We start from the raw sequence: 13508 nt of genomic DNA, 5'->3' as shown, positions 1-13508 counted from the left end.
CGGGCGCCCTCGGGGATGTCGTGCGGCGGGCGTCAGCCCTTCTTGGCGGAGTCGGCGCCGTCCTTCACGTCCCGCGGGTCGTCCGCGTCGCCGGCCGCCTCGTCCGGAGACTTGGCGTCGCCCTCCGTGGCACCGGACCCGGCGTCCTCGTCGGTGGTGTCCGCGTCCGCCTTCGCGTCGTCCCCGGCGGAGCCCTCGGGTCCCTCGGCACCGTCGGAGCCCTCGGACGGCCCGGCACCCGGCTCGACCACGGCCTCCCGGCCCGGACGCGACCGCGCCGAGAGCACCATGTAGACCACGGCGAGCACGAAGACGAGCAACGCGGTCCAGTTGTTGAGCCGCAGACCGAGGATGTGGTGGGCGTCGTCGACGCGCATGTACTCGATCCAGAACCGGCCCGCGCAGTAGGCGGCTACGTACAGGGCGAACGCCCGGCCGTGGCCCAGCTTGAAGCGGCGGTCGGCCCAGATGACGAGCGCGGCGACACCGATGCACCACAGCGACTCGTACAGGAACGTCGGGTGGTAGGTGCCCGGGACCCGCCCGTCGGCCGTCGAGGTGATCTCCACGGCCCACGGCAGGTCGGTCGCCTTGCCGTACAGCTCCTGGTTGAACCAGTTGCCCCAGCGGCCGATGGCCTGCGCGAGGGCGATGCCGGGGGCGACGGCGTCGGCGTACGCGGGCATCGGGATGCCCCGGCGGCGGGCGCCGATCCAGGCGCCCAGCGCGCCGAACGCGATCGCGCCCCAGATGCCGAGGCCGCCCTCCCAGATCTTGAAGGCGTCGACCCAGTCACGGCCCTCGCTGAAGTACAGCTGGTAGTCCGTGATCACGTGGTAGAGCCGGCCGCCGATCAGGCCGAAGGGCACGGCCCAGACCGCGATGTCGGCCACCGTGCCCGGCCGCCCGCCCCGGGCGATCCAGCGGCGGTTGCCGAGCCAGACGGCAACGAAGACACCGATGATGATGCAGAACGCGTAGCCGCGCAGCGGGATGGGACCGAGGTGCAGCACCCCGCGCGACGGGCTGGGAATGAAGGCAAGTTCCATGGCAGGGTCGACGCTACCGTGTCGGACGGGAGGCGCGGCGGGCAGCCCGGCTACGGGTCCGTAACGAGCGCGCGGATCACGGCGCCGCGCCTGCCCACCGCCGCCCGCCCTACTTGTTGGCGTCCTCCACCATCTGCTTCAGCTTGGCCGGGGTCATCGACTGGTCCTGGTAGATGTTCGTGCCGTCGAGGAGCACGGTCGGGGTGCCGCTGAAGCCGCCGTTCTGGAAGGCCTTGTTGGACTTCTCCACCCAGCTGTTGTGCCTGCCGTTCTTCACGCACTCCTGGAACGGGGTGGTGTCGAGGCCGTCGACCTTGCCGGCCAGGTCGATGAGCCGGTCCTCGTCGGCGAAGGCGTCGTCGCTCTCGGGCGGCTGGTCGGTGAACAGCACGTCGTGGTACGCGGAGAACTTCCCGGCGTCCTGGGCGCAGGCGGCGGCGTTGGCGGCCTTGCGGGAGCCGGTGCCGCCCATGTTGCCGTCGATGATGGTCGCCAGGTGGTACTCGACCTTGAGCTGTCCGGACTCGGTCAGCTCGTGGATCGTGTCGCGGTACGCCAGCTCGAAGCCCTTGCAGGCCGGGCAGCGGAAGTCCTCCCAGACGGTGAGCGTCGACTTGGCGCCGTCCTCACCGACGGGGATCGCGAGGCCGTCCTTGCCCTGCGCGCCCGAGGGCGCCACGACCGGTCCGGCCGAGTCGCTGCCGTCGTCCTTGCCCGCGTTCGCCGCGACGACACCGATCACCGCCGCGAGTCCCAGGACGCAGACCACGCTCGCGCCGACGATCAGCGCACGGCGGCGCCTGTCCCTGGACCTGTGCTTCTCGCGCTCGGCCGCCAGCTTCTCCCGGGCGGTGCGCTTTCCCTGTCGGTTCTTCTCGCTCACACCCCGCAGAACGAACCGGGGAGGCGCAGCGCGCCTCCCCGGTCGAAGGTCCACCCGTACGAGGGACCCTGGTCAGGTGCCCGTCGTCACGCCGTTCCGCGTACGCCCTTCGCGAGGTCGGCGGCGAGGGCGCGGACGCCTTCCAGGCCGGCCGCGTCGTCGGGGGCGTCCAGCATGCGCTTGACGAACGCCGAGCCGACGATGACGCCGTCGGCGAAGCCGGCCACCTCGGCGGCCTGCGCGGCGTTGGAGACGCCGAGTCCGACGCAGACCGGGATGTCTGTGGTGGCGCGGGTGCGCCGCACCAGGTCCTCGGCCTGCGCGCCGACCGACTCACGGGTGCCGGTGACGCCCATGAGGGAGGCGGCGTAGACGAAGCCGCTGCCGGCCGCGGTGATCTCGGCGAGCCGCGCGTCCTTGCTGCTGGGCGCGACCACGAAGACGGTGGCGAGCCCGTGCTTCTCCGCGTGCTCCCTCCACAGCGCCGACTCCTGGACCGGCAGGTCGGGCAGGATGCACCCGGCGCCCCCGGCCTCGGCCAGCTCGGCGGTGAACCGCTCGACGCCGTAGCGGTCGATGGGGTTCCAGTACGTCATGACGAGGATCGGCTTGCCGGTGGCGGCGTGGGCCTCCCGGACCGTGCGCATCACGTCGGCGATGCGGACGCCGCCCTTGAGGGCGATGTCGTCGGCGGTCTGGATGACCGGGCCGTCGAGCACCGGGTCGCTGTGCGGCAGACCCACCTCGACGACGTCGGCGCCGCCGTCGAGCGCGGCCTTGATCGCCTCGATGCCGCCGTCGACGGTCGGGAACCCGGCCGGGAGGTAGGCGATGAGGGCGGCGCGGCCCTCGGACCTGGCCCCGGCGAGGGTGTCGTCCAGCAGCTGTACGTTCCCGCTCACTTGGCGTCCCCCTCGATCTCCGCGGTGGTGCCGGCCTCGTCGGCGGCGACCTCGGCGTCCGTGTCGTACAGCCCGAAGTAGCGGGCGGCGGTGTCCATGTCCTTGTCGCCGCGGCCGGACAGGTTGACGACGATCAACCCGTCCTTGCCCAGCTCCTTGCCGACCTCCAGGGCGCCGGCCAGCGCGTGGGCGCTCTCGATGGCCGGGATGATGCCCTCGGTGCGCGACAGCAGGCGCAGGGCCTGCATGGCGGCGTCGTCGGTGACCGCGCGGTACTCGCCGCGGCCGGAGTCCTTGAGGTAGGAGTGCTCGGGGCCGATGCCCGGGTAGTCCAGACCGGCCGAGATCGAGTACGGCTCGGTGATCTGGCCCTGGTCGTCCTGGAGGACGTAGGAGCGGGAGCCGTGCAGGATGCCGGGTTCGCCCGCGGTCAGGGTGGCCGCGTGCTCGCCGGTCTCCACGCCGTGCCCGGCGGGCTCGCAGCCGATGAGGCGGACGTCCGCGTCGGGGATGAAGGCGTGGAAGAGGCCGATGGCGTTGGAGCCGCCGCCGACGCAGGCGATCGCGGCGTCGGGGAGGCGTCCGGCCTGCTCCAGGAGCTGGCGGCGGGCCTCGACGCCGATGACGCGGTGGAAGTCGCGCACCATCGCCGGGAAGGGGTGCGGTCCGGCGACGGTGCCGAAGAGGTAGTGCGTGCGGTCGACGTTGGCGACCCAGTCGCGGAACGCCTCGTTGATGGCGTCCTTCAGGGTGCGGCTGCCGGACTTCACGGCGATGACCTCGGCGCCGAGCATCCGCATGCGGGCCACGTTCAGGGCCTGGCGCTGGGTGTCGATCTCGCCCATGTAGATGGTGCAGTCGAGGCCGAAGAGGGCGCAGGCCGTCGCCGTCGCCACGCCGTGCTGACCGGCGCCGGTCTCCGCGATCACGCGGGTCTTGCCCATGCGCTTGGTGAGCAGGGCCTGGCCCAGCACGTTGTTGATCTTGTGGGAGCCGGTGTGGTTCAGGTCCTCGCGCTTGAGGAAGACCCGCGCTCCGCCGGCGTGCTCGGCGAAGCGGGGCACCTCGGTGAGGGAGCTGGGGCGGCCGGTGTAGTGGACCAGGAGGTCGTCCAGTTCGCGGGCGAACTCCGGGTCGGACTTGGCCTTGTCGTACTCGACGGCCACCTCGTCGACGGCGGCGACCAGGGCCTCGGGGATGAACTTGCCCCCGAAGGTGCCGAAGTAGCCCTCGACGGTGGGGACTTGACCCTCGGGGTCGGGAATGAAGAAGTTGCTGGGCATGCGGAAGCCTCACGGTGAGTGTCTTGTGTGGGCACTTTCGCCGTGGGGGCGGGGGTGTCAGGCCGCCGCGCACCGCCGGTGGTCGCTCGCGCCCACGCGACGGAGTCGCAGATTCACTACAGCCCCGCGCCCCTGACGGGGCGCTGCTGCCATCGCATGCCATTGACCTGGCCGGGCTCGTCTCCGATGACGTACCGCACCCGGCGGCCGTGGACCCGGCGCGCGGGGGCGCGGCAGCCGCGGGGGCGGCAGCCTCGCGCCAGGCGCGCGTACGGATCCCTGGCGGCCAGGGTGAGCGGGAGAGTCATCGTCGGTCAGCCTACCGGGCGTCAGCCCCGGCCGTGGCGCAATGCCGGGTGTTCGCCGGCGGCGACCAGGTCGGAGACCGCCGTCTTCGGGTCGCGGCCGGTGACCAGGGACTCGCCGACCAGGACGGCGTCGGCGCCCTCGTTGGCGTAGGCGATGAGGTCGTGCGGGCCGCGGACGCCCGACTCGGCGACCTTGACGATGTGCGCGGGGATCTCCGGGGCGACCCGTTCGAAGGTGCCGCGGTCGACCTCCAGGGTCTTCAGGTTGCGCGCGTTGACGCCGATGACCTTGGCGCCCGCGTCCACCGCGCGCTCGACCTCGTCCTCGTCGTGCACCTCGACGAGCGGGGTGAGGCCGATGGACTCGGCGCGCTCGATCAGGGACTCCAGCGCGGGCTGGTCGAGCGCCGCGACGATCAGCAGCACGAGGTCGGCGCCGTGCGCGCGGGCCTCCCACAGCTGGTACGACGTGACGACGAAGTCCTTGCGCAGCACGGGGATGTCCACCCGGGCGCGGACCGAGTCCAGGTCGGCCAGTGAGCCGCCGAAGCGGCGCTCCTCGGTGAGGACGGAGATGACGGCGGCGCCGCCCGCCTCGTAGTCCGCGGCGAGTCCGGCGGGGTCGGCGATGGCGGCCAGCGCGCCCTTGGACGGGCTGGAGCGCTTGACCTCGCAGATGACCTTGACGCCGTCGCCGCGCAGGGCGGCCACACCGTCCTTCGCGGGACGGGCCTTGGCCGCGCGCTCCTTGAGCTCGTCGAGGCTGACGCGCGCCTGCCGCTCCGCGAGGTCGGCACGGACTCCGTCGATGATCTCGTCGAGCACACTCACGCGAGCGGCCCCCTTTCAGACGGCGAAACCGGTGGTCACTGTGATGGTATCCGGAGCGGGGCACGGGGCTCGCATCCGGCCGCCGCCGGTCCCATTACCTGGACGTTCTTCGGATGATCAAGGGCGGAGCCAGCCACCGAACGGCAGGTTCCGGACAACCGTGAAGACCAGCAGCAACGTCCCCAGCGCCCACAGGTGGACCGGTCCCAGTTCGACCCTCAGCGGGCGGCCGCGGGCCGCGCGGACCACCCAGACGGTCCACAGGACGGCGAACCCCAGATAGCCCAGGACCGCCGTCGCGTTGGCCTGCAGCGCGGCGGGCAGGTCCCCGTGGGCGAAGGCGTGCGCGCTGCGCAGGCCGCCGCAGCCGGGGCAGAGGACCCCCGTGAAGCGCAGCAGGGGGCAGACGGGGTAGTGCCCGGGTTCGTTGGGGTCCACGGCACCCACGTACGCGAAGGCTCCGGCGACGGCCGCGAGCACCGCGGCCGGGACGGCGAGGCGGGCGGCCCGGCCCTTGGGTACGGCACTGGTCGGGGTCGGCTGTGCGGTCTCGGCGTCCACGCCCCGCATTCTGCCCCCGGCGGTCCCCACCCGCACGTGAGGGGCGGTCCCGGCACCTTTGTGCCGCTCCGCCCCTCCGGTGGGTCCGTGACTCCGTGCGGGGTCAGCCCTTGGCGTCGGCCGTGGCGCGCTCGCCGGCGACCTGGTGCACGGGGTGGCTGTGCTTCGGCTGGCCGAGGCCCATCATCCGCATGATGTAGCCCACCACACCACCGAGGGCGACGACCGCGAGGCCGGCCCAGAAGCCCGCCGGCTGGGCCGCCACCATGAACAGGCCCGCGATGCAGAAACCGATGAAGGCGATGATGACACCGGTCCAGGCGGCCGGGGTGTGACCGTGGCTGCTGCCCGCCATTGCTTGCTCCTCGTTGCTGTGTGCCGTGTCTGAGCAGGACGCTCGTACCCATTGTCCCGCACCCCCGCACGCGCCGTGAGCGGGGGTGCTCCGCCGGGGAAGGCGGGTCAGGCGCTGGTGGGGTCCTCGCCGCGGTCGATGGCCTTCCAGAGGTCCTCGGGGCGGTCCGGGTCCACGGTCTGCGGCTTGCGGCGCGGGCGCGGGGTGCCGTCGCGCTCGTAGCGGCCGGACATCGCGGGCCACTGGCGGCCGTAGCGCAGCGCGAGCAGCCCGGCGAGCAGCAGCAGGGCGCCGCCCACGGCCGCGACGTACGGCCAGGCGGTGTGCGAGAGGACGTCCACGGTGGCCGAGGTGTCGCCGGCGGCCTTCGCGGCCTGGTCGTCCAGCGCGGAGCTGTCGGAGGCGCCGGCCAGGGCGGCGGCGACGGTGCCCGCGCCGCTCAGCGCGAGCAGGCCGGCCACCGCGAAGCGGCCCGCGCGGCGGACGGCGAACACGGCGACGAGCGCGGCGAGGCCCACTATGGCCAGCGCCGCGGGCACGCCCGTGACGTCGCTGCCCTTGGCGGTCAGGGGGAACGCGCCGCCGGCCACCGTCGCGGTGCCCTCCGCCCACTCCTGCCGGGTGGCGAGCAGGGCGACGGCGGCGCCGAGCGCGCCGCACAGCAGGGCGACGGCGAGGCTCCGCCGGCCGGCCCGGGCGGGTCCTGCGGCTGGGGTACGGGGGTGAGGAACGGCTGTCACGTACTCCACTATCACCCGAACCCCGGGCGAACCGTCACCCGGGGTTCGGATTGGCCGACGTGAGAATCGCCCCATCGCTCCGGCGGGTTGGCCCTATTGCGCCAGCCGGTTGGCCGTGTGTACGGCGCGGAGCACCGCCGCCGCCTTGTTGCGGCACTCGGTGTCCTCGGCGACGGGGTCGGAGTCGGCGACGATGCCGGCGCCCGCCTGGACGTAGGCGGTGCCGTCGCGCAGCAGCGCGGTGCGGATGGCGATGGCGGTGTCGGAGTCGCCCGCGAAGTCGAGGTAGCCGACGCAGCCGCCGTACAGGCCGCGCCGGGAGGGTTCGAGTTCGTCGATGATCTGCAGGGCGCGCGGCTTGGGGGCGCCGGAGAGGGTGCCGGCCGGGAAGCAGGCGGTGAGGACGTCGAAGGCGGTGCGGCCGGGGGCGACCCGTCCGGTGACCGTCGAGACGATGTGCATGACGTGCGAGTACCGCTCGACGGACATGAAGTCGACGACCTCGACGGAGCCGGGCTCGCAGACCCGGCCGAGGTCGTTGCGTCCGAGGTCGACGAGCATCAGGTGCTCGGCGCGCTCCTTGGGGTCGGCGAGCAGTTCGTCGGCGAGGGCCTGGTCCTCCTGCGGGGTGGCGCCGCGGGGCCGGGTGCCGGCGATGGGGTGCACCATGGCGCGGCCGTCCTCGACCTTGACCAGGGCCTCGGGCGACGACCCGACGACGTCGAATCCGTCGAGGCGGAGCAGGTACATGTACGGGGAGGGGTTGGTGGCCCGCAGCACCCGGTACACGTCCAGCGCGCTCGCGGTGCACGGCGTCTCGAACCGCTGCGAGGGGACGACCTGGAACGCCTCGCCCGCGCGGATGCGCTCCTTGATGTCCTCGACGGCCACCTGGAAGTCGGGGCCGCCCCACAGCGCGGTGTACTCGGGCAGCTCGGACGGCGGCAGGGCGGCCGGGGGCTGGGCGACCGCGCGCGAGAGGTCGGCCTCCATGACGTCCAGGCGGGCGATGGCGTCGGCGTAGGCCTCGTCGACGCCGGTCTCCAGGTCGTTGTGGTTGATCGCGTTGGCGATCAGCAGGACCGAGCCCTCCCAGTGGTCCATGACGGCGAGGTCGCTGGTGAGCAGCATCGTCAGCTCGGGGAGCTTCAGGTCGTCCCGCTCCCCCGGGCCGACCTTCTCCAGGCGGCGCACGATGTCGTAGCCGAGGTAGCCGACCATGCCGCCGGTGAAGGGCGGCAGGCCCAGGTCGTGGGCGAGGTCGCGGGGGGTGTGCAGGGCCTCGACGGTGGCGCGCAGCGCGGCGAGCGGGTCCCCGTCGGTGGGGACGCCGACGGGCGGGGTGCCCTGCCAGTGCGTCTGCCCGTCCTTCTCGGTGAGGGTGGCGGCGCTGCGGACGCCGACGAAGGAGTAGCGGGACCAGGACCGGCCGTTCTCCGCGGACTCCAGGAGGAAGGTGCCGGGGCGCTCGGCGGCGAGCTTGCGGTACAGCGCCACGGGGGTGTCGCCGTCGGCGAGGAGCTTGCGGCTCACCGGGATCACGCGGCGGTCGGCGGCCAGCTTGCGGAAGGTCGGGAGGTCCATGTCGTCCATGGCGGCAGACCCTACTGACCCGCCGCGGACGCGTCGGCACCCGCGCCGTCCGCGCCGTGCTCGAACAGCACGTCGGCGTCGAAGCAGGTGCGGGCGCCGGTGTGGCAGGCGGCGCCGACCTGGTCGACCTTGACCAGGACGGTGTCGGCGTCGCAGTCCAGGGCGACGGACTTCACCCACTGGAAGTGCCCGGAGGTGTCGCCCTTGACCCAGTACTCCTGCCTGCTGCGCGACCAGTAGGTGCAGCGTCCCGTGGTCAGCGTGCGGTGCAGTGCCTCGTCGTCCATCCAGCCGAGCATCAGCACCTCTCCGGTGTCGTACTGCTGGGCGATGGCGGGCAGGAGGCCGTCGGCGCCGCGCTTGAGGCGGGCCGCGATCTCCGGGGCGAGCGGGCCGGTCGGCCGGGGGGAGCTGCTGGTCATGCGCCCATTGTGCCGCGCGGGTCGGACACACCCCGGCGCTGTCCATTGGGCGGACCCGGCCGGGCGCCGTAGGCTGGCCGCATGTCGACTTTCGCCAAGCGTGAACGACTTCTGCTCGCGGACCTGTTGGAGACGGCGGGCCCGGACGCACCGACCCTGTGCGAGGGCTGGCAAACCCGCGACCTCGCCGCGCACGTGGTGGTGCACGAGCGCCGTCCGGACGCCGCCGGGGGCACCCTGATCAAGCCGCTGGCGTCCCGGCTCGACCGGGTGATGGAGGAGTACGGGGCGAAGCCGTACGAGGAGCTGCTCCAGCTGATCCGCACCGGCCCGCCCCGGTTCTCGCCGTTCCAGCTCAAGCAGGTGGACGAGGCGGCGAACACGGTGGAGTTCTACGTCCACACCGAGGACGTCCGCCGGGCCCGGCCCGACTGGTCGCCGCGCGAGCTGGACCCGGTCTTCCAGGACGCCCTGTGGTCCCGCCTGGAGCGCGCCGCCCGCCTGATGGGCCGGGGCGTCCCGACGGGCCTCGTCCTGCGCCGCCCGAACGGCCAGACGACCGTCGCCCACCGGGGCACGCCGGTGGTGACGGTCACCGGCGAGCCGTCCGAGCTGCTGCTGTTCGCGTACGGCCGTCAGGAGGCGGCGAACGTGGAGCTGGAGGGCGAGAAGGCCGCGATCGCGAGGCTGCGGGAGACGAAGCAGCTCGGGATCTGAGGTCTCGGCCTCTGAGATCTCGGGAGCCGAGGTCCGCCGCTCACTTCGGCAGTTCGGCCCGCCGCAGGCCGGGCGCGCACAGAGCGACGACCCCGCCGAGGGCGCAGACCACCGCGCTGACGACGAAGACCGGCCCGGTGCCCCAGACGCCGATCGCGGCGGCGGACAGCGGCATGCTCAGGGGCGCGATCCCCAGGCTGACGATCCCGGCCACCGCCGTGACACGCCCCAGGTAGGCGGTGTCCGTCCGAGTCTGCAGCAGGGCTCCGCACATGGCGCCGCTGAGGCCCGTGAGCAGCCCCACGAGCACCGCGGTGCCGACGGCCACGGGGAGGCCGGGGGCGTACGCCAGGGCGGCGATGGCGGCGGCGCCGGGGATGATGGCTCCGGCGGCGACCAGACCGGCGTACGGGACGCGTCCGCGCACGGTCAGCAGCAGTGCCGCCACGCCGGCCCCGGTTCCGAAGCCGCCGAGCACCCAGCCCATGCCGGAGGCGCCCCAGCCGCGTTCGTCCGCGAGCAGGGTGAGGCCGACGTTGAGCGGGCCGACGAAGCCGAGGTCGCCGAGGGCGATGGTGATCATCAGCGGGCCGAGGACGCGGTGCCGGCGGACGTGGCGCAGGCCGGCCCGCAGGTCGCGCCAGGCGGTGGTGCCGTCCCGGGGGGTGGCCTCGTCGGGCGGCAGCTCGCGCACCCGTACGGAGACCAGCAGCGGCACGGAGAGGGCGATCAGCAGCCCCGCGCACGCGAAGGCGGCGGCCGAACCGCCCATCGCCACGCCGAGCCCGCCGAGCGGGGCGCCCACCACGGCAGCGAAGCGGATGCCGAGGCCGCGCATCCCCTGGACGCGGGCCAGCTGGTCCTTGGTGGTGATCCGCGCGGGAAGCGCGCCGACGGCGGGCAGGAACACGGCGTCGACGGTGCCGAAGACGACGGCGAGCAGCGCGAGCAGCCACAGTCCGGGGTCGGTCACGAAGAGCACGGCGGCCACCGCGAGGACCGTGCCGCACCGTACGGCGTCACTGCCGATGACGACCCGGCGCGGCCCGAACCGGTCGGCGACCACGCCGCCGCCCAGCATGAGCAGCGCCCGCGGCACCGCGCTCACGGCGGTGACGATCCCGGCCTGGGCGGCGGTCCCGTTCTGCACGGCGGCCCACGACAACGCGAGGTAGAAGACCATGTCGCCCACCATGGAGACGGTGTAGGCGGCGACCCAGCGCAGGACGTTGGGGTCGCGGTGGGCGGGGCGCTCCGCGGCGAGGGACGCCCCGCGGGTGGGTATGTCCGTGAGGTCGGTCACCGGTTCATTCAGCCCAGTCACGGAGCAGGCGCGCGGTTTCGGGAAGGTCGGCCTCGTCGCTGCGGATGTCGGCGACGAGCTTGGCCCAGTCGCCGGGCCTCGGATCGAGCGGCGTCCCCGACGCCTCCATGTATGCGCGGATGCAGCCGATGCCGATCGACGCGTTGTAGTCCGTGAACGGCCTGAGTCTCAGCGCGGTGTGCAGGAACGTCGCAGCCCGGCTCGGGATCTCCTCGTAATAGGGCTCTCCCGCCACCCGCTCGTACCTGTGCCTCTCAGCCATGCAGTGCAGCGCGCCCCAGTCCCGGATGGGCGTGTTCGGCGGTGAGACCTCCACCTGGACGCAGAGCACCCACCCCGCGTCTACGTAGAGCGTCACCGGAGTCCCACCGGGAAGCGCTCCTCGAAGTCGGCCATGATCTCGCGGGCGTACTTGGAGGCCCCCTCCACGAACCGCTGCTTCTGCCGCCGGCGCACCACGTCCTCGGTCAGTATGTCGTGCGCCAGCCGCTTGATCGCTACGCCCTGCTCCTTGGCCTCGGCGCGCAGCTCGGCCAGCTCTTCCTCGGTGAACTCAATCGTGATCCCAGGCATATGAGCACGTTAGCCAACACGGAACCATGATCACTACCGCGCTCACTACCGCGGGCGACCCCTCGAACTACCGAACGGGATGCCCCGCCCCGCGCAGCGTGTCCTTCACCTGGCCGATCCGCAGGTCGCCGAAGTGGAAGACGGATGCCGCCAGGACCGCGTCCGCGCCTGCCGCCACGGCGGGCGGGAAGTCGGTGAGGCGGCCCGCGCCCCCGGAGGCGATCACCGGGACGGTCACGTGGCGCCGGACCCCCTCGATCATCTCCAGGTCGTAGCCGTCCTTCGTGCCGTCCGCGTCCATCGAGTTGAGCAGGATCTCCCCGGCGCCCAGCTCCGCGGCCCGGTGCGCCCACTCCACCGCGTCGATGCCGGTGCCACGCCGGCCGCCGTGGGTGGTCACCTCGAAGGTGCCCGCCTCGGTGCGCCGCGCGTCCACGGACAGCACGAGGACCTGGCGGCCGAAGCGCTCGGCGATCTCGCGGATCAGGTCGGGCCGGGCGATGGCGGCCGTGTTCACGCCCACCTTGTCCGCACCGGCCCGCAACAGCTTGTCGACGTCGTCGGCGGTCCGCACACCGCCGCCGACGGTCAGCGGGATGAACACCTGCTCGGCGGTGCGCCGCACCACGTCGTAGGTCGTCTCGCGGTTGCCCGACGAGGCGGTGATGTCCAGGAACGTCAGCTCGTCGGCGCCCTCGGCGTCGTACACCTTGGCCATCTCGACGGGGTCGCCCGCGTCGCGCAGGTTCTGGAAGTTCACGCCCTTGACGACCCGGCCGCCGTCCACGTCCAGGCAGGGGATGACTCGGACCGCCAGGGTCATGAATCCACGGCTCCTCTTACTGTCCTCTGAATGCTTCCAACTCCACCGACACCAGCACACGCGAGTCGATGAAGCCCTCGACGACCAGCAGGGTCGTCACCGGACGTACGGCGTCGAACAGCTCCTTGTGGGCGCGGCCCACCGCATCGACGTCGCGCGAATGTGCCAGGCACACACGCGTCCGGATCACGGACTCGATGCCGAGCCCGAACTCACCGATCGCCTCGATGGCGGTGGCGAAGGCCACCTTGGTCTGTTCGTACGGGTCGCCGTCGCCGTACAGCACGTCGCCCTTGAAGGCGGTCGTGCCGGCCACGATGACATGATCACCCGCCGCCACGGCCCGTGCGAAACCGAAGGACTCTTCCCAGGGACTTCCGCTCTGCACACGCCGTACGGCTTCGGATGTCATGGCGACACAGCCTCCAAGGCTTCTTCCAGGGTGAACGCCTTCGCGTACAGGGCCTTCCCGACGATGGCCCCCTCGACACCGGCCGGGACGAGACCGGCGATGGCGCGCAGGTCGTCCAGGGAGGAGACGCCGCCGGAGGCGACGACCGGGCGGTCGGTGGCCGCGCAGACGTTCTTCAGGAGTTCCAGGTTGGGTCCCTGGAGGGTGCCGTCCTTGGCGATGTCGGTGACGACGTACCGGGCGCAGCCCTCCTTGTCGAGACGGGCCAGCGTCTCGTAGAGGTCGCCGCCGTCGCGGGTCCAGCCGCGGCCGCGCAGCGTGGTGCCGCGTACGTCGAGACCGACGGCGATCTTGTCGCCGTGCTCGGCGATGATCCCGGCGACCCACTCGGGGGTCTCCAGGGCGGCCGTGCCCAGGTTCACCCGTGTGCAGCCGGTGGCGAGCGCGGCGGCGAGCGTGTCGTCGTCGCGGATGCCGCCGGACAGCTCGACCTTGATGTCCATGGCCTTCGCGACCTCGGCGATCAGCGCACGGTTGTCCCCGGTGCCGAACGCGGCGTCCAGGTCGACGAGGTGCAGCCACTCGGCGCCGGAGCGCTGCCAGGCGAGGGCGGCCTCCAGCGGGGAGCCGTAGGAGGTCTCGGTGCCGGACTCGCCGTGCACGAGGCGGACGGCCTGGCCGTCGCGGACGTCGACGGCGGGGAGGAGTTCGAGCTTGCTCATCTCTACCGGG

18 protein-coding genes are annotated in these 13508 nt (G+C 72.7%); 1 reads left to right on the top strand and 17 read right to left on the bottom strand.

The genetic code is table 11. The features are described from left to right. Positions 1 to 32: 32 nt before the first annotated feature. The 11 genes from lgt to hisI all read right to left on the bottom strand — a co-directional run bounded on the left by lgt (position 33) and on the right by hisI (position 8927). Complete coding sequence (lgt, locus tag ACGF3J_RS27675) at positions 33 to 1049, bottom strand: prolipoprotein diacylglyceryl transferase (RefSeq protein WP_161326439.1); 1017 nt, start codon at positions 1047 to 1049, stop codon at positions 33 to 35. 109 nt (positions 1050 to 1158) lie between these two features. Continuing rightward, on the bottom strand, positions 1159 to 1932 hold the full coding sequence (locus ACGF3J_RS27670; RefSeq protein WP_161326438.1) for a thioredoxin domain-containing protein: 774 nt from the start codon (positions 1930 to 1932) through the stop codon (positions 1159 to 1161). A gap of 86 nt (positions 1933 to 2018) precedes the next feature. Further along, positions 2019 to 2834 carry a tryptophan synthase subunit alpha gene (trpA, locus tag ACGF3J_RS27665; protein WP_393855003.1) on the bottom strand — a complete coding sequence of 272 codons (816 nt, stop codon included), beginning with the start codon at positions 2832 to 2834 and terminating at the stop codon, positions 2019 to 2021. Further along, complete coding sequence (gene trpB, locus ACGF3J_RS27660; RefSeq protein WP_393855002.1) at positions 2831 to 4117, bottom strand: tryptophan synthase subunit beta; 1287 nt, start codon at positions 4115 to 4117, stop codon at positions 2831 to 2833. Before trpB ends, trpA begins: the two co-directional genes overlap by 4 nt. Positions 4118 to 4233: 116 nt before the next feature. After that, the gene (gene trpM, locus ACGF3J_RS27655; RefSeq protein WP_161326435.1) at positions 4234 to 4425 is read right to left on the bottom strand and encodes a tryptophan biosynthesis modulator TrpM; all 192 of its coding nucleotides are present in this window, start codon (positions 4423 to 4425) and stop codon (positions 4234 to 4236) included. A gap of 21 nt (positions 4426 to 4446) precedes the next feature. Further along, positions 4447 to 5256 carry an indole-3-glycerol phosphate synthase TrpC gene (trpC, locus tag ACGF3J_RS27650; protein ID WP_052841514.1) on the bottom strand — a complete coding sequence of 270 codons (810 nt, stop codon included), beginning with the start codon at positions 5254 to 5256 and terminating at the stop codon, positions 4447 to 4449. Positions 5257 to 5373: 117 nt separating this feature from the next. Further along, positions 5374 to 5826 (bottom strand): DUF2752 domain-containing protein, encoded by a 453-nt coding sequence (locus ACGF3J_RS27645; RefSeq protein WP_161326434.1) that lies wholly within the window; start codon positions 5824 to 5826, stop codon positions 5374 to 5376. A 94-nt stretch (positions 5827 to 5920) separates the two neighbouring features. Continuing rightward, the gene (locus ACGF3J_RS27640; protein WP_122614899.1) at positions 5921 to 6172 is read right to left on the bottom strand and encodes an HGxxPAAW family protein; all 252 of its coding nucleotides are present in this window, start codon (positions 6170 to 6172) and stop codon (positions 5921 to 5923) included. A 107-nt stretch (positions 6173 to 6279) separates the two neighbouring features. Continuing rightward, the gene (locus ACGF3J_RS27635) at positions 6280 to 6921 is read right to left on the bottom strand and encodes a TIGR02234 family membrane protein (RefSeq protein ID WP_122614900.1); all 642 of its coding nucleotides are present in this window, start codon (positions 6919 to 6921) and stop codon (positions 6280 to 6282) included. Between the two features lie 84 nt (positions 6922 to 7005). Further along, entirely contained in the window at positions 7006 to 8496 is a 1491-nt protein-coding gene (locus tag ACGF3J_RS27630; protein ID WP_161330217.1) for an anthranilate synthase component I, read from the bottom strand. Between the two features lie 20 nt (positions 8497 to 8516). After that, entirely contained in the window at positions 8517 to 8927 is a 411-nt protein-coding gene (gene hisI / locus ACGF3J_RS27625) for a phosphoribosyl-AMP cyclohydrolase (protein ID WP_393855001.1), read from the bottom strand. An 81-nt stretch (positions 8928 to 9008) separates the two neighbouring features. Here hisI and ACGF3J_RS27620 point away from each other — a divergent pair, with 81 nt between their 5' ends. After that, positions 9009 to 9644 (top strand): TIGR03085 family metal-binding protein, encoded by a 636-nt coding sequence (locus ACGF3J_RS27620; RefSeq protein ID WP_393855000.1) that lies wholly within the window; start codon positions 9009 to 9011, stop codon positions 9642 to 9644. A gap of 40 nt (positions 9645 to 9684) precedes the next feature. On the opposite strand, the gene ACGF3J_RS27615 is transcribed toward ACGF3J_RS27620, so the two are convergent. From ACGF3J_RS27615 to priA, 6 genes are all read right to left on the bottom strand, one after another. Continuing rightward, a complete protein-coding gene (locus tag ACGF3J_RS27615) occupies positions 9685 to 10947 on the bottom strand; it encodes an MFS transporter (protein ID WP_393854999.1) in 1263 nt (420 codons plus the stop codon). A 4-nt stretch (positions 10948 to 10951) separates the two neighbouring features. Beyond that, the gene (locus tag ACGF3J_RS27610) at positions 10952 to 11326 is read right to left on the bottom strand and encodes a hypothetical protein (RefSeq protein WP_161330210.1); all 375 of its coding nucleotides are present in this window, start codon (positions 11324 to 11326) and stop codon (positions 10952 to 10954) included. Further along, positions 11323 to 11541, bottom strand: coding sequence for a hypothetical protein (locus ACGF3J_RS27605; RefSeq protein WP_125491024.1), 219 nt, complete (start codon positions 11539 to 11541; stop codon positions 11323 to 11325). Before ACGF3J_RS27605 ends, ACGF3J_RS27610 begins: the two co-directional genes overlap by 4 nt. 67 nt (positions 11542 to 11608) lie before the next feature. Continuing rightward, a complete protein-coding gene (hisF, locus tag ACGF3J_RS27600; RefSeq protein WP_161330211.1) occupies positions 11609 to 12364 on the bottom strand; it encodes an imidazole glycerol phosphate synthase subunit HisF in 756 nt (251 codons plus the stop codon). 16 nt (positions 12365 to 12380) lie between these two features. Further along, positions 12381 to 12776 carry a RidA family protein gene (locus ACGF3J_RS27595; RefSeq protein WP_161330212.1) on the bottom strand — a complete coding sequence of 132 codons (396 nt, stop codon included), beginning with the start codon at positions 12774 to 12776 and terminating at the stop codon, positions 12381 to 12383. Continuing rightward, positions 12773 to 13498 (bottom strand): bifunctional 1-(5-phosphoribosyl)-5-((5-phosphoribosylamino)methylideneamino)imidazole-4-carboxamide isomerase/phosphoribosylanthranilate isomerase PriA, encoded by a 726-nt coding sequence (gene priA / locus ACGF3J_RS27590; RefSeq protein WP_125491062.1) that lies wholly within the window; start codon positions 13496 to 13498, stop codon positions 12773 to 12775. Before priA ends, ACGF3J_RS27595 begins: the two co-directional genes overlap by 4 nt. Positions 13499 to 13508 lie beyond the last annotated feature (10 nt).

The sequence above is a fragment of the Streptomyces sp. NPDC048171 genome (assembly GCF_043202655.1).
Taxonomy (GTDB): domain Bacteria; phylum Actinomycetota; class Actinomycetes; order Streptomycetales; family Streptomycetaceae; genus Streptomyces.
This window is presented reverse-complemented; position numbering and strand designations above follow the sequence as displayed.

Bases quoted from the DNA above. Each gene is read 5' to 3' on its own strand.
- hisI (WP_393855001.1), bottom strand. From the start codon at position 8,927: ATGACCAGCAGCTCCCCCCGGCCGACCGGCCCGCTCGCCCCGGAGATC.
- ACGF3J_RS27605 (WP_125491024.1), bottom strand. From the start codon at position 11,541: ATGCCTGGGATCACGATTGAGTTCACCGAGGAAGAGCTGGCCGAGCTG.
- trpB (WP_393855002.1), bottom strand. From the start codon at position 4,117: ATGCCCAGCAACTTCTTCATTCCCGACCCCGAGGGTCAAGTCCCCACC.
- hisF (WP_161330211.1), bottom strand. From the start codon at position 12,364: ATGACCCTGGCGGTCCGAGTCATCCCCTGCCTGGACGTGGACGGCGGC.
- lgt (WP_161326439.1), bottom strand. From the start codon at position 1,049: ATGGAACTTGCCTTCATTCCCAGCCCGTCGCGCGGGGTGCTGCACCTC.
- ACGF3J_RS27645 (WP_161326434.1), bottom strand. From the start codon at position 5,826: ATGCGGGGCGTGGACGCCGAGACCGCACAGCCGACCCCGACCAGTGCC.
- ACGF3J_RS27595 (WP_161330212.1), bottom strand. From the start codon at position 12,776: ATGACATCCGAAGCCGTACGGCGTGTGCAGAGCGGAAGTCCCTGGGAA.
- ACGF3J_RS27620 (WP_393855000.1), top strand. From the start codon at position 9,009: ATGTCGACTTTCGCCAAGCGTGAACGACTTCTGCTCGCGGACCTGTTG.
- priA (WP_125491062.1), bottom strand. From the start codon at position 13,498: ATGAGCAAGCTCGAACTCCTCCCCGCCGTCGACGTCCGCGACGGCCAG.
- trpM (WP_161326435.1), bottom strand. From the start codon at position 4,425: ATGACTCTCCCGCTCACCCTGGCCGCCAGGGATCCGTACGCGCGCCTG.
- ACGF3J_RS27640 (WP_122614899.1), bottom strand. From the start codon at position 6,172: ATGGCGGGCAGCAGCCACGGTCACACCCCGGCCGCCTGGACCGGTGTC.
- ACGF3J_RS27630 (WP_161330217.1), bottom strand. From the start codon at position 8,496: ATGGACCTCCCGACCTTCCGCAAGCTGGCCGCCGACCGCCGCGTGATC.